The 14,423-nt window shown below is 40.1% G+C and carries 13 protein-coding genes; 8 read left to right on the top strand and 5 right to left on the bottom strand.

Features of this window, described 5'->3' with window-relative positions; all coding sequences use genetic code 11:
- Positions 1-59: 59 nt before the first annotated feature.
- Together AC27JR_RS00475 and AC27JR_RS00470 are read left to right on the top strand one after the other, a co-directional pair.
- Complete coding sequence (locus tag AC27JR_RS00475) at positions 60-740, top strand: hypothetical protein (RefSeq protein WP_487172395.1); 681 nt, start codon at positions 60-62, stop codon at positions 738-740.
- Positions 737-1,498, top strand: coding sequence for a metallophosphoesterase (locus AC27JR_RS00470; RefSeq protein WP_487172394.1), 762 nt, complete (start codon positions 737-739; stop codon positions 1,496-1,498). Before AC27JR_RS00475 ends, AC27JR_RS00470 begins: the two co-directional genes overlap by 4 nt.
- Positions 1,499-1,522: 24 nt before the next feature.
- Here the strand turns inward: AC27JR_RS00470 and AC27JR_RS00465 are convergent, their stop codons facing one another.
- A complete protein-coding gene (locus AC27JR_RS00465) occupies positions 1,523-2,869 on the bottom strand; it encodes a hypothetical protein (RefSeq protein WP_487172393.1) in 1,347 nt (448 codons plus the stop codon).
- A 53-nt stretch (positions 2,870-2,922) separates the two neighbouring features.
- Positions 2,923-3,078: a hypothetical protein gene (locus AC27JR_RS00460; protein WP_487172392.1), complete on the bottom strand. Its 156-nt coding sequence runs from the start codon at positions 3,076-3,078 to the stop codon at positions 2,923-2,925.
- 521 nt (positions 3,079-3,599) lie between these two features.
- On the opposite strand from AC27JR_RS00460, the gene hisF reads away from it, so the two are divergent.
- The 4 genes from hisF (at position 3,600) to AC27JR_RS00440 (ending at position 5,860) form a co-directional block, all read left to right on the top strand.
- Positions 3,600-4,379: an imidazole glycerol phosphate synthase subunit HisF gene (gene hisF / locus AC27JR_RS00455; RefSeq protein WP_487172391.1), complete on the top strand. Its 780-nt coding sequence runs from the start codon at positions 3,600-3,602 to the stop codon at positions 4,377-4,379.
- Complete coding sequence (gene hisIE, locus AC27JR_RS00450) at positions 4,370-4,984, top strand: bifunctional phosphoribosyl-AMP cyclohydrolase/phosphoribosyl-ATP diphosphatase HisIE (RefSeq protein WP_487172390.1); 615 nt, start codon at positions 4,370-4,372, stop codon at positions 4,982-4,984. The genes hisF and hisIE overlap by 10 nt, the downstream gene beginning before the upstream one ends.
- A gap of 157 nt (positions 4,985-5,141) precedes the next feature.
- Positions 5,142-5,657, top strand: coding sequence for a hypothetical protein (locus tag AC27JR_RS00445; protein WP_487172389.1), 516 nt, complete (start codon positions 5,142-5,144; stop codon positions 5,655-5,657).
- Positions 5,658-5,671: 14 nt separating this feature from the next.
- Complete coding sequence (locus AC27JR_RS00440; RefSeq protein WP_036932555.1) at positions 5,672-5,860, top strand: DUF1289 domain-containing protein; 189 nt, start codon at positions 5,672-5,674, stop codon at positions 5,858-5,860.
- Between the two features lie 17 nt (positions 5,861-5,877).
- Here AC27JR_RS00440 and AC27JR_RS00435 read toward each other — a convergent pair whose 3' ends face one another.
- Positions 5,878-6,537, bottom strand: a complete 660-nt coding sequence (locus AC27JR_RS00435) for an NADPH-dependent FMN reductase (RefSeq protein ID WP_131692049.1) — start codon at positions 6,535-6,537, stop codon at positions 5,878-5,880.
- A 68-nt stretch (positions 6,538-6,605) separates the two neighbouring features.
- Positions 6,606-7,877, bottom strand: a complete 1,272-nt coding sequence (locus tag AC27JR_RS00430) for an O-acetylhomoserine aminocarboxypropyltransferase/cysteine synthase family protein (protein WP_487172388.1) — start codon at positions 7,875-7,877, stop codon at positions 6,606-6,608.
- Between the two features lie 343 nt (positions 7,878-8,220).
- On the opposite strand from AC27JR_RS00430, the gene AC27JR_RS00425 reads away from it, so the two are divergent.
- Complete coding sequence (locus tag AC27JR_RS00425; protein WP_487172387.1) at positions 8,221-9,063, top strand: hypothetical protein; 843 nt, start codon at positions 8,221-8,223, stop codon at positions 9,061-9,063.
- Positions 9,060-9,539, top strand: coding sequence for a hypothetical protein (locus tag AC27JR_RS00420; protein WP_487172386.1), 480 nt, complete (start codon positions 9,060-9,062; stop codon positions 9,537-9,539). Before AC27JR_RS00425 ends, AC27JR_RS00420 begins: the two co-directional genes overlap by 4 nt.
- A gap of 2,619 nt (positions 9,540-12,158) precedes the next feature.
- Here AC27JR_RS00420 and AC27JR_RS00415 read toward each other — a convergent pair.
- Positions 12,159-14,330: a S46 family peptidase gene (locus AC27JR_RS00415; RefSeq protein ID WP_487172385.1), complete on the bottom strand. Its 2,172-nt coding sequence runs from the start codon at positions 14,328-14,330 to the stop codon at positions 12,159-12,161.
- Between the last annotated feature and the right edge of the window lie 93 nt (positions 14,331-14,423).

Genomic DNA, 14,423 nt, shown 5'->3' with positions numbered 1-14,423 from the left:
AATGAAACATCACAACCTCTATGTTGTATTGATGTAATAAGGTTTGATTAGGAGTCAGGATGAAATACAACAGAGAAATTAATCAGCTAGAAAACGCTGGTTCTACCGCTGGAGGCATCATCGGTGCAGTGGCAATTAATGGCTTCATGAGTTTATCAAGTACCGGGAAATTATTTGTCGTTGCAGTAATGATAATTACCGCACTCGGTGGAGATCCCGTTTTAATCGTAGGATCAGGCCTTGCGGTTTTCTTTGCTCTAGCCCTAGTCCCTAACTTATTAGGTTTAGGGATTATGATCTCCGGTGTTTATTGGGGATCTTATAATTGGGATTGGCCTAGCTGGTTATCCCTAGCACTGTACTTTTTACTTATACTAACTGCCTCATCAATGCATTTACTAGGAGAAATAGATGATAGTGGTGATTTGCAAAAATCACCGGATATTCTAGCCTCTACTCAATTCTTGAGTAGCATTTCTCTATTGGTATTGGGAGCGGCATTTTATTGGGAGTTTAATATCTTCTACCTTCAGGTGTATGGACATCATTTTGCGATCTGGTTTGTGACAACTATGTTTGCGCAAATAACCGCTGAGGCAACATTATCTGAAAGAAAACTTGGAAATGTATTCAATTACTTATTTTCAGTACTTGCAACCTATTGGTTCACGGCAATATTTACGCTAGATCCTCTACTTATCAATGCTACATTAGAATTAATTAAAGGGATTACGCTATGAGATTGGCATTATTTTCAGACATTCATAATGAGTTTGAGATTTGGACCCCTCCAAAAATTGACGCAGACGTGGTGGTTCTTGCTGGTGATATACACTCAAAACACCATGGCATTCAGTGGGCTAAAGAGTTCTTTGAATTGCCGGTAGTCTACATTCCGGGGAATCATGAATATTATGGTTCAAATATCCAATCGATTAATAGAAAACTAAAAGAACAATCTAAAAACTCAAATGTTCATGTATTAATCAACGATAGTGTCGAGATAGGTGGCGTTACATTTATAGGCTCTACCTTATGGACCGATTTCAAACTCTTTGGTGAATCGCAAAGACAAGAATGCATATTTAATGCGGGTGCTAAAATGAACGATTTTCAGCGCATTAGCATAAATGATAACGGTAAATACAGAAAACTTAAGGTATCCGATACCATCGCGTTTTTTGATAATTCATTAAATTTCATTGAAAACGAATTAAAAAATAGCAATACAAATAGAAATATTGTGGTGACGCATCACGCACCTTCGCCTCAATCAACGCCAAAAGAATACCAAAGCGACCTACTTTCTGCTGCATTCTCTTCCAACTTAGAAGAGTTTATTAAAAAACATACAGATAGAATTGATATTTGGGCACATGGTCACACTCATCACAATGTAAATTATCAAATTGCAGATACAAGAATAATTTCAAATCAACGCGGTTACTCCAGTATCGAAAGCTATAATTTCGATACTGGCTGCATTGTTGAGATTTAGTGTTAGATTGTCAATATTCAATAACTATTGCCACTCTCCTGAGATTTCAGCAAGCCCCAATTTTTGTAGTTGATCCATTAATGATTCTCTGCCTTCCTCAAACCATCCTGATTGTGGAAAGCGCATCACAAACCAAAAGCGCCAATCGTTAATGTCTTCATTAGCAATACTGACTGGAAGCTCTCTAAGATGCGGTTCAATGATTTTTGGGTAAAACGTCAATGCTCGGCTTTTTAGTTTTTTCATTGTTGGTTTGTGAGGTTTGCGTTGGATAGCAGCAACGGCTAGCGCTTCTTTCAATAAATTACGAATGTTATCACCTGATTTATAAAGTGATGATTCAACTGCGTTAACGTAGTGTTCAAGTGCAGTATCAAGTTGACCGCTAAGTACCAGTATTCGACCTTGAAGCCAGTCATGATGATAGCGAAGCTCGTCATTTAAATTATGCTTTTCAACAGACTTTTGTAAGGAAGCCAAGCGTGCAGAATAATCTGCAAGGCTACCCGACGGTTTAGTTGAAGAACGTCTTAACTGTTTGTGTAATGCACTTCCTTCAGCAGAGAGTTTGTACAGGTTGGCGGAGCTTATTTCACTGATATAAAAATGATGAAATATTTGCCCTAAGTCCAACAATGGCTCTTGATTGTTTTGCAACCGCCACATGACGGCATCTTTTAAATCCGTGACAAATTGATGGGCAGTTTTTCTATGAAACGAATCGATAAACCTTGCCAAAAACAAGGTTTCTTTATCTTCATTGATTGCGTCAGGGTTTGATAATGATGCCCACTGGGCGAGCCGAGTTAGATTGCCTATATTCGGAATGTCCTCACCACTGCACCATTTTCTAACAGTCCTGTCAGTATCTTGAAAGAATTTCTTAATGTGATTTTTAGACAGTGTATGTTGGCTATTGTAAAAATTAATTAGGGCTTTTATTGGATTACTATCACAGTAGAAGCTTGGTACATCGTTACTTGGCATTTGGTTAATGCCAACTTTCCATATGATACTGGCAAGTGTTTCGACAACTAGGTGCTTATTTAGCATATAAGCAACCTTGTCTTGTGCTACTCCTTCCATTGGCACACGCTTAATAATCTCCACGTAGTTATTTATCCCCATCCAAATGCAGTCGGAGAAAAATTGTGCGAAATTATCTGTAACAATCTTAGAGACTGGCTCATAAAATAAGTGTCGCACTGACTCTCCGATTAATGTTGGATCTAAAGACTTTCTGGATGCAAAGTCTTCTTCCTTACGAAATCGGCTCTCTCCCTTAGCCGCTAGTGACTTGGTGCCGGCAATATCAGCCAGACGATTTAAAACATACCCTATGTTTGGATAAGACTCATTGATAGTCGCCATTAATTTAGACCTTAAAAAGTTCCTTTTTGAAAGAGGGGCAATGCCCCTCACCATTATTTACTATTTTTGGCGGCGCTACTAGTTGCCCGTGTCGCAAAGCTGCCTTTCTGCACAGAGCCGTTATTGACCTTTGCAGTCGCACTTTGAATTCGTTGTGCCGCTTGTGGTGTCATTGGTGTTGATGGTTTTGCATTTGCTTTTGAAGTCATAATGTTCTCCTCATTAGTTGTTAATCAACTTCGTAAGCAATCATCAATTAAATTTAAATTAGGAGACAGGAATCAAGTGGCGCAATTTTTTATGCTCGTTAATAATTAGTATTTTACTATTTCATAGGAACTTTTAGGGGACAATTTTTAGCTAAAAAGGATTCTGAATTTTCAAATAAAAACATTTCGTCAATTTCGTATAACACACTAATAACTTAAGGATTCAAACCGTCGCTAAAACGTAAGTAACCCCACACTTATAATTAGTCGAGTTTTGTTATGAAGAATAGTGATAACACTTATTACACTTAGGTATTAACTAACAACCTCTTATGCGTTATATTCCTAGACAAAATCAACAAATGTGGCGATTCCAGCAATACAACGTTGAATCGTTATTCAAAGATTATTAGATCAATAATATAATAAGTGTAGCCTATGTGTATCCATTTTAATTCAAACATAAAGCCGTTAAAAAGATTAAATCAAGAATATCAAGAAGTTAAAATCATGGTGACATCATGCTAGCAAAACGCATAATTCCTTGTTTAGATGTAAAAGACGGCCAAGTCGTTAAAGGGGTTAAATTTAAGGGCCACGAAGTGGTTGGCGATGTACTTACCCTTGCAAAAGCTTACAGTGAAGCGGGCGCCGATGAGCTGGTATTTTACGAGATCAGTGCAAGCGTTGAAAAACGCTTACTCGATGTTAATTGGGTTGAAAACATTGCCCGCCATATCGATATTCCATTTTGTGTAGCCGGTGGTATTAAGTCGGTAGCCGATGCTGCTCGCGTACTTGAACGTGGCGCAGATAAAATCAGTATTAATAGCCCTGCAATTGCTCGTCCAGAGCTAATTAAAGAGCTACATGATGAGTTTGGCAAGCAGTGTGTGGTTGTTGGCATTGACAGCTTTTTTGATGAAACAACCGGTGAATATCTAGTTTATCAGCTTACTGGCGATCCTAACGCGTCAAGCCGCACCCGTTATAAAACCGAAGAATGGGTTAAACGCGTACAAGACTTAGGTGCGGGCGAAATCGTTTTAAATTGTATGAACCAAGATGGTGTTCGCAACGGTTACGACAACGAGCAACTAAGCAAAATACGCAAGCTGTGTGATATTCCTTTAATCGCCTCTGGTGGTGCAGGCAGCATGCAAGATTTTGTTGATGTATTTCAACAAAGCCAAGTAGATGGTGCACTCGCAGCCAGTGTTTTTCACAAAAACGTGATCAACATCGGCGAACTAAAACAATTTTTAATCGATAACCAAGTGGCAGCAAGACTATGCAAGTAACCTTAGAAAACCAAACTCAAGTTGATTTCGCTAAAAGCGAGATGATCCCTGCCATTGTTCAAGATGCCCGCTCTGGCGTAATTTTAATGCAAGGCTTTATGAACAGCGAAGCGCTTAAAGTAACACTTGAAAGTAATAAAGTGACTTTTTACTCGCGCTCTAAATCGCGTTTATGGACCAAAGGCGAGTCATCAGAAAACTTTTTAAACGTGGTATCGGTGCATACCGATTGCGATTACGACTCTATACTTGTACTTGCAAACCCAGAAGGCCCAACCTGTCATTTAGGCACACAAAGCTGTTTTGGTGATGCTGCAAAACCAAGCTTAAGCTTTTTAGCGCAACTTGAAGATGTCATTGTTGCACGTAAAAATGATGACCCAGCTAAAAGCTACACCGCGTCACTGTTTGCAGAAGACTTAAGCCGTAGCTGCCAAAAAGTAGGTGAAGAAGGCGTTGAAGTGGCGCTTGCGGCAATGAAACACGACAACAACGAGCTTACTAACGAATCGGCTGACTTGTTGTATCACTTAATTGTGTTACTACAGCGTCAAGGCTTAGAGCTCACCGATGCAGTTGCTTGCCTACAAGGGCGTCATAAGTAAAACCGCCTGTTACTGTGTGCGCCATTTTGTGGCGCACTCAGTATGTTAAAACCATAAATTCACTTTAAATTACACCTTGCGAATAGCATTTACTCCCTCCCTTAGGTATTCTTTAGTTAACGTCCAAGGAATAGCTATTACAAAAGGATAGCGCATTATGAAAACCTATATATCGCTGGTATTAACTGGCCTAATTTTATCTGGCTGTAGCAGTTTAACCACTGAGCAAAAAGCTAAACTAGATAACCTAACCCCCTGCGAAAAAATGGATGGGCTAATTGCCGCCTATGACAATCGCTTTGAAGCGTTAAAAGATACTAAAGTAAAAACACCTTATTTAGATGTGTGGAGTGCAAAGTACAACGTATTTGGCGATAACTGCCAAGTGACTAGCTTTAACAAGCAAACTGTGACCTACCGTTGCCAAGAAAGCTACACAGATCAACAACAAGCCGTTGCTATGCATCAACAAGCGGTTGAACTCACTCGCCAGTGTTTAACTAAAACAAATAACTGGTTAGAAACGCAAAAAGAGTCAGAAACGTCGCTGCGAACTACCTTTGTACTTGATGACAAGTCACCGGTTATTTCTGTTTATACCAGCAAAACGTTATCAAAAATTAAAACTTGGTCGACCTCTTTAGAAGTAGGAAAGCCCGTCGCCACTAAATAATGACGAGAGAATTTATGCGCCAAACACCCAGTAAACAATCCACTCATCTAAAAACAGACTGTATCGGTGAATGTTATAGAATGAATGGCTACTGCACTGGGTGCGGGCGCACCAGCGACGAAATATTCGACTGGATTATTTTAACCGACGAACAAAAGCAAGCAATATTGGCCTCCCCTCGCGAAGACACCAAAAAAGACTAGCTTAAATTTATCAACCGTTAAGGCGCATTACGTTGTGATGGGTCACGCTTAAAATCTTTGCTTAATTGCTTAGGATCTAACGCTTCACGTTGTTTGCTTGCGCCCTCAGCCCACCACATTAATTGATTAAAGGTGCGCGAAAAATAACTATCCCACGCTGTTTGCTCTGCCGCATTGTTTGCTTCACCACTTTCAATAAATACGTCTTGCGCTTTTGGTACATGGATCGTTGCTGATACCGGTAAACAACCCAATTCACTCAAAAAGCTGCGCATGCCAACAGCAGCACGTACGCCGCCCCATTGCCCTGCAGAATAGGTAACAATCGCGCTAGGTTTATAGCCAAATAAAGAACTACCAAAGTGGTTTAGCATATTAGCGAGTGCTGGACTCATCGAATGATTATATTCAGGGCTTACCATAACAAAGCCATCGCTGGCTTTAATTTTTGCAGCTAAATCATCAAGCTGTTTAGGTACCTCAGCCTGCGAATAAGCAAAGTGCGGTTTAAACACAGGGTCAAAATCGTAATCGAGCGGATCAATAAGCTCTATTTCATGCTCAGAGTAATGCTCAAGTAAACAACGCTCACATGCTTTTGCTACCCTTTCCCCTAAACGCGCAGGCTTAGGTGGGGTACTTTTTCTAACCGAACCGAGAAAAATTAAAAATTTCATGTATCGGCACTCCTTTTTAATTACAAAAATAAATACCTCAAAAAAGCTTGAGGTATTTACCGTACGATTTAGGCTTTATCGAGTGCTTGGCTTACATCGGCAATAATATCATCAATGTTTTCAATACCCACCGATAAACGAATTAAATCGCGGCTCACACCCGCATTAGCCAGTTCTTCATCATTTAGTTGGCGGTGCGTGGTAGATGCAGGATGACACGCCAGCGATTTAGCATCACCAATATTAACCAAACGTAAAATCATGTTAAGGGCATCAATAAACCGCGTACCAGCCTCTAAGCCACCCGCAATACCAAAACTTAAAATACCTGACGCTTTACCATTGGTAATTTTTTGGCTTATTTCGTTATACGGGCTTGATTTTAATCCCGCGTAATTAACCCAAAGTACCTTAGGATGGCTCTCTAAATATTCAGCAATTTTTTGCGCGTTTTCGCAGTGACGATCCATTCTTAGCCCTAACGTTTCAAGGCCAATTAAAATATCTGATGCGTTTTTAGGCGCAAGCGCCGCACCGGTATTTCTAAGAGGGACAACGCGGCAACGCCCAATAAATGCCGCCTCAGCAAACGCATCGGTATACACTACATTATGGTACGACGGATCAGGCTCATTCATCATCGCAAAACGGGTGGCATTGGCTTTCCAGTCAAATTTACCTGAGTCAACAATCATGCCGCCAATCGCAGTACCATGACCGTTAATATATTTGGTGAGTGAGTGCACCACAATATCGGCACCCAACTCAAATGGACGACACAGATACGGCGTAGCCACGGTGTTATCTACAATTAAAGGCACCCCTTTGCTGTGGGCAATTTTCGCTAAACGTTCAATATCGACAATATTCCCAGCAGGGTTACCAATTGACTCACAAAATACCGCACGCGTATTTTCATCAATGGCGTTTTCAAAACCATCAAAATCATCGGCTTTAATCATTCGCGCCTCTATACCTTGGCGCGGCAAGCTGTGGGCAAATAAGTTATAAGTGCCACCATACACTTGACTGGTGCTTACAATATTAGTGCCCACCTCACATAAACATTGAATTGCATAGGTAATGGCAGCCATACCCGAGGCCACCGCCAGCGCACCAATGCCGCCTTCCATCGCCGCAATACGCTGCTCAAGTACGGCATTGGTCGGGTTCATAATGCGGGTATAAATATTACCCGGCACTTTTAAATCAAATAAATCAGCACCGTGCTGCGTATTATCAAAGGTGTACGAAGAGGTGTTATAAATCGGCACCGCCGCCGACTTAGTGGTGGCTTCAGATTCATAACCATGGTGCAACGCTAAAGACTCAAGTTTCATAATTTATTCCTTCAATATAGTTACATCTAACGTAGCATTTAATGGTTACAAAATGCACATGAAATATACTAAAGAATGTTGAAGGAAATAGATGTAACGCTCTATCTAGCTAAGTGTTCAAACTACCGTTTGCTCATATATTCAATAAAATGAGCTAAGCGCGCATATTTCTCCTTAAGTAACTATTAAACATAATAAAAAACTTAGTGATAGTAATATGTTAGGTAATTTGTTAAAACTATATAAAATAGAAAAGTGAGCGCGACATTGGCAGAGATATGCGCGATGAGCGCACTATTAAATTCTTAGGTATCCCCAATCTACTATGGAGTAGTATTCGAAAATGGAATTGAATGTTTTGCTGGTATCACTACTTCCGATGGATGAAGAGTTATTTATCGAACAAGGTCAAGCCAGAGATATAACCCTGTTTGAAAGAGCGTTAGATCGAGCAAAAGAAAGAGATGATGAATATTCTATCAAGGTTTATATAAATGATCATGCAAATGGTTACATGGCTGGAGTTATCTCAAAAAAATCAAGTGTTAAACTTCATGACCGTAATTTTGAAATACACAATGAAGAAGATTTTCCACCAGTAGTATGGCTTTGGGATAGAAGTGAACAAGTTATTCTTGTGGAAAATAAAATCTCAGTCTTTAGCAGTGCCAATGTTGCGGCAAAAGCATTTTCAAATATATCAAATAATATCATCTTAGCTGAGCGTGGAGTTCGGGCTCATATTCATCCAAAGACAGTAGATAGTGCTTTTTGGGAAGTATTTGAATCTTTTGAGTATGTAAGTGAAGTTAAGTTTAATCTTGCTGCACCTAACTTATTTGGTAGCACAAAGAAAGAGATCGGAGAATTCCTTCATGAAGTCGTTGATGAGACAAACGCTTCTGAATTTTCCCCGGTGTTTAAAAATCAAGATGGAAATCTTAATTTAAAACCATCTAGTTGGTTAAACGCAATGGTTGACTGGGTTAAAGATGGCGCAGGTACTTGGAATATACGTGGAAAAAGATCGCTCAAAGAAAAATATAAAAGCATTGGGAGTAAAACTCGTGCTAAATTGCTAGTAATCGACGGTAATATTACAGAGCTTGAATTGGAAAACTATAAACCTCAAGACGTTGCCGAAATAGTTGAGATGATCAGGCATAGGTATACATTCAAAAAATGAAAACAATAATCTATTTAGCCGTATTAGTATTAATAGCTATTTTATTGTCTAGCGCTGAAGCTGATTCATATCAAATTCTAGAACGTTCATTACCTCCTGTACTAGGTGCCTGCTTAGGCGGTGTTCTTGCTTGTACTTCTATAGTGGTAAGTGTTCTGTCAGGTTCATCTAAAGAAACTAAACAAAAAGCTAAAACGAGTCAAAAATTCTCGAGGTTTATTACAAGTTTAGAAAAGGATGTAAAAATACTTGTCGTTTGCCTGTGCTTCATTGTCGCACTACCATATTTAAGAACATTAGATTACCCTTTAACTTTAAGCCTTTTTGAGTTGACACCTGAATATCTAAAACAAAAACTCTTTTCAAGTTTAGAGATTTTTGTTGCAAGCATCGCTTTTATAGTTATTTATGAACTTGTTACAGTTTTAATTACAATACTAAAAAACATGATGATAATTCATGACACGGATACTTAAAAATGCGTCACAAGGAAATTTATGAGTCTGTGTCCTCGCTGTGAACATAAATTAGATGTTTTCAGCTTTTCTTTATCTGTATTTCCGTTTTACTGTAAATGTGCCAGTTGCAAGACGAGATTGAAACTTATCAGCTCAAAATTATTTTGGGCTATATTCTTATTGTGTTCGGCAGTCGTGTTTACATTGATAATGTATATTCCAATTTTTAGTAAATACGGTTTAGGCGTAATATTAACCGTATCAGGCTGGTTCTTTGTTTACTATAAATCGTCACCTTACATATTCAGCAAAGATAACGTGGCACTACATGGCAGTGACTAACTAAAAACAGCTTTGTTTTATAACTTCCTCTCAAAGCGCAGCGCCTCTTAGCCCTCTTTGTGCATAAATCACTTAAAGACCTTATTACACAAAGAGAAGTGAATGAGGAGTAAATGAGAAACCAAAACCACCAAACAACCTTGTTTTATATCTTCCTCTAAAAGCGCAGCGTCTCCTCGCCCTCTTTGTGCATAAATCACTAAAAGACCTTATTTAACAAAGAGAAGTGAGAACTACGATGCGCGAGTAAACTGCACATGCCTATAAATACGCGATATAAAATCGCTGCTACTAAAAACATTTACTGCTAAAAACAGTTTTTGCACCACAGAGAAACCCGAGGCGCTTTGCGCTGCACAGAGATGGATTGCTATCTTTTAAGTATTTCTCTGTGAACTCTGTGTCCTCGGTGGTAAATACTTATTTAGGCTTAACGCTGACGCGACATAAAATCGCTGCTACTAAAAACATTTTTTTGCACCACAGAGGATCCCGAGGCGCTTTGCGCTGCACAGAGATGGATTGCTATCTTTTAAGTATTTCTCTGTGAACTCTGTGTTCTCGGTGGTAAATACTTATTTAGGCTTAACTCTGACGCGATATAAAATCGCTGCTACCAAAGACATTTTCTGCTAAAAACAATTTTTGCACCACAGAGAACCCCGAGGCGCTTTGCGCTGCACAGAGGTTGATTTATATCTTTTAAGCATTTCTCTGTGGCCTCGGTGGTAAATTCTTATTTAGGCTTAACTCTGACGCGATATAAAATCGCTGCTACAAAAGACATTTACTGATAAAAACAATTTTTGCACCACAGAGAATCCCGAGGCGCTTTGCGCTACACAGAGGTGGATTTATATCTTTTCAGCATTTCTCTGTGGCCTCGGTGGTCAATACTTATTTAGGCTTAACTCTGACGCGATATAAAATCGCTGCTACTAAAGACATTTACTGCTGAAAACAATTTTTGCACCACAGAGAACCCCGAGGCGCTTTGCGTTGTACAGAGATGGATTGCTATCTTTTAAGCATTTCTCTGTGAACTCTGTGTCCTCGGTGGTAAATACTTATTTAGACTTAACTCTAGCGCGATATGAAATCGCTGCTACGAAAGACGTTTACTGCTACAAACAATTTTTGCACCACAGAGGATCCCGAGGCGCTTTGCGCTACACCGAGGTGGATTCATATCTTTTAAGCATTTCTCTGTGAACTCTGTGTTCTCGGTGGTAAATACTTATTTAGGCTTAACTCTGACGCGATTTAAAATCGCTGCTACTAAAGACATTTACTGCTAAAAACAATTTTTACACCACAGAGAACCCCGAGGCGCTTTGCGCTACACAGAGATGGATTGATATCTTTTAAGTATTCCTCTGTTAACTCTGTGTTCTCGGTGGTAAATACTTATTTAGGCTTAACTCTGACGCGATATAAAATCGCTGCTACTAAAGACATTTACTGCTAAAAACAATTTTTACACCACAGAGAACCCCGAGGCGCTTTGCGCTACACAGAGGTGGATTTATATCTTTTAAGCATTTCTCTGTGGCCTCGGTGGTCAATACTTATTTAGGCTTAACTCTGACGCGATATAAAACCGCTGCTACGAAAGACGTTTACTGCTACAAACAATTTTTGCACCACAGAAGATCCCGAGGCGCTTTGCGCTACACCGAGGTGGATTGCTATCTTTTAAGCATTTCTCTGTGAACTCTGTGTTCTCGGTGGTAAATACTTATTTAGGCTTAACTCTGACGCGATATGAAATCGCTGCTACTAAAGACATTTACTGCTACAAACAATTTTTGCACCACAGAGGATCCCGAGGCGCTTTGCGCTACACCGAGGTGGATTCATATCTTTTAAGCATTTCTCTGTGAACTCTGTGTCCTCGGTGGTAAATACTTATTTAGACTTAACTCTAGCGCGATATGAAATCGCTGCTACGAAAGACGTTTACTGCTACAAACAATTTTTGCACCACAGAGGAGCCCGAGGCGCTTTGCGCTACACCGAGGTGGATTCATATCTTTTAAGCATTTCTCTGTGGCCTCGGTGGTCAATACTTATTTAGGCTTAACTCTTATGGAATATGAAATTGCTGCTACGAAAGACATTTACTGCTAAAAACAAATTAGCTCCCCCCGCAACCCGAACCTCGTAGCCCGCAGCCCGCAGCCCGCAGCCCGCAGCCCGCAGCCCGTACCTAAGCTAAATCAATCAGAAAAAGTTTAAACCAAAAAAAGGCGCTTCCGGTTAAGGTGAGCGCCATTTTATTAGTTTAATTGCTACTTATTTTACGATTTTCATTTCGTCTAATAAGTTTTGGGCGTTATCTACTTTATCCATTACCCATAACATGTAGCGTGAATCTACATGAATTGAGCGGTTTAGTTCTGGGTTGTAATCCCAATCACCAATGATGCTTTCGTACACACCATCAAACAGTAAACCCACCAGCTCAGCATTGCCGTTAAGTGTTGGCGAGCCTGAGTTACCGCCTGTTGTATCTACATTTGATAAAAAGTTAACAGGAACAGTATTCATGCCACCGGTGTAATCACCATAAAGCTTCGCTTTAATTTGCTCTTGCAGCTTTTTAGGCGCATTGAATGGGTCAACATCGGTATTTTTAGCCAGTAAGCCTTCAAGAGAAGTAAACGGCGTAGCCACTAATCCATCTTGCGGAGAATAACCGCCTACCGTGCCGTAAGTTACACGTAATGTACTGTTTGCGTCAGCGTAAACCGGTTTGTTTTGCGCTTTGTTAAAGGCAATAATCGCACTCATTAACTCTGGGCGGGCAGCTTGTAACTTACCTGCCAAGGCTTTTGACTTATCTTCCTCGGCTTTCATCACAGCAAATATAGCTTTAGCATATTGCATGAATGGGTCTTGGCTTTGGTTAAGCTGGCTAAGTGTTTGTTCAAATAATGAATTACGAACAATTTCGTTATCAAGCGTTGATTTAGCATACATTTCATCTAGCAATGTACTTTGTTTTGCTTTATCAAAACCGTTTTCTAAAGCAAAAGCTTTATCAATTTCACTAAAACGCTCTGCTTTAGGTAATGCTGCATATTGCTCTAAAAAGTGCAGTAATATAGCTTTATCTACGTTTGCATCAAAGCGACGTGACATACGCTCAAGAGAAGATTTAATACGCGGTAAATCACGTTCTTGATAACCTGATTCGCGCTCACTATTTGGCTTTTGTTTTTCAACCGCTAAGCGGTATAAACGACGTGCCGTGCTGATCATTTGTGAACGATGAACATAGCCTACCATACGGTCGCGCTCACTATGCTCTTGCGATTGTGCTACTAATGCCGATAACTCATTAAGCACATTCCCGTAACGCTGTTTACGCTCGCTATCGCTGTTTATCCAGCTTGTAAGCTCTTGTTCAAACTGTTTTTTACGCTCAAACATGGTGCCTTTTTTGAAGCTTTCAATCATCGAACCATAGTTTTTAATGTAGTTGTTGTAACCTGCTATGGTGCTTTCGTAAGCAATACGGGCTTTGCTGCCATCTTCTGAGTTTTCTTCAATCAGTGACACGTATTTAGTATTGTGCATGCGCGCTTTAGGGTAACTGTCGTTAAATACGTAATCAACTTCTGCGGCAATACGGTAACGATTGGTACGCCCTGGATAGCCAGTTACCATGACAAAATCGCCCTCTTGCACGCCTTTAGCACTTACACTTAAGTAAGACTCTGGCACATAAGGTACGTTATCTTCACTGTATTCTGCTGGCTTGCCATCTTTACCTACGTATGCGCGGTAAAAACCAAAGTCACCCGTGTGGCGCGGCCACATCCAGTTGTCGATATCGCCACCGTATTTACCTACGCCCATGGCAGGTGCATACGCTAATCGTACATCTTTAATTTCCAGCGATTTAATTAGGTAAAACTCTAAACCACCATGAAACGAATACACATTACAACGGTAACTGGCATCAGCTTCACACTGTGCAACAAGTGCTTTTTGATTTTTTTCTAACGCATCGTAGCGTGCTTTTGCGCTTAGCTCGTTAGTGCCGCTAATCACTTTATCGGTCACGTTGGTCACTGTTTCAGTCACATACACACGTGAACCTGGCGCAGCTGGTAAGTCTTCAGCCGGTGTTTTTGCTAAAAAGCCATTTTCTAAAATGTTATTTTCAGGCGTTGAATTATATTGCACCGAACCATAAATACAGTGATGGTTAGTTACAACTAAGCCTTTTGGCGAAACAAACGATGCTGTACAACCGCCTAAGCTGATAACCGCATTCATTGGAAATTCGGTTAATTTTGAAATTGAATCAACGCTAATTTCAAGCCCTTTGGCTTTTAAAATTGACTCGAGCTCTGGTAGTTGATGAGGTTGCCACATGCCTTCATCGGCATGAGCCGCAAAAGAAAGTGCCAGTGAACAGGTTGCTACCAACGTGGCAACAAGAGGTTTTAAACGCATTATAGAATCCCTTTTATTATTGAACCAGCAGATTACTCATTAAGTATGAGTCAGGTCAACTGCGCTGAGATAAATTGTTACAATATAGCGCCC

The sequence above is a fragment of the Pseudoalteromonas sp. NH0006-26 genome, assembly GCF_057552415.1.
The sequence above is the reverse complement of the archived record's forward strand: the minus strand, read 5'-3'. Positions and strand labels throughout refer to the sequence as shown.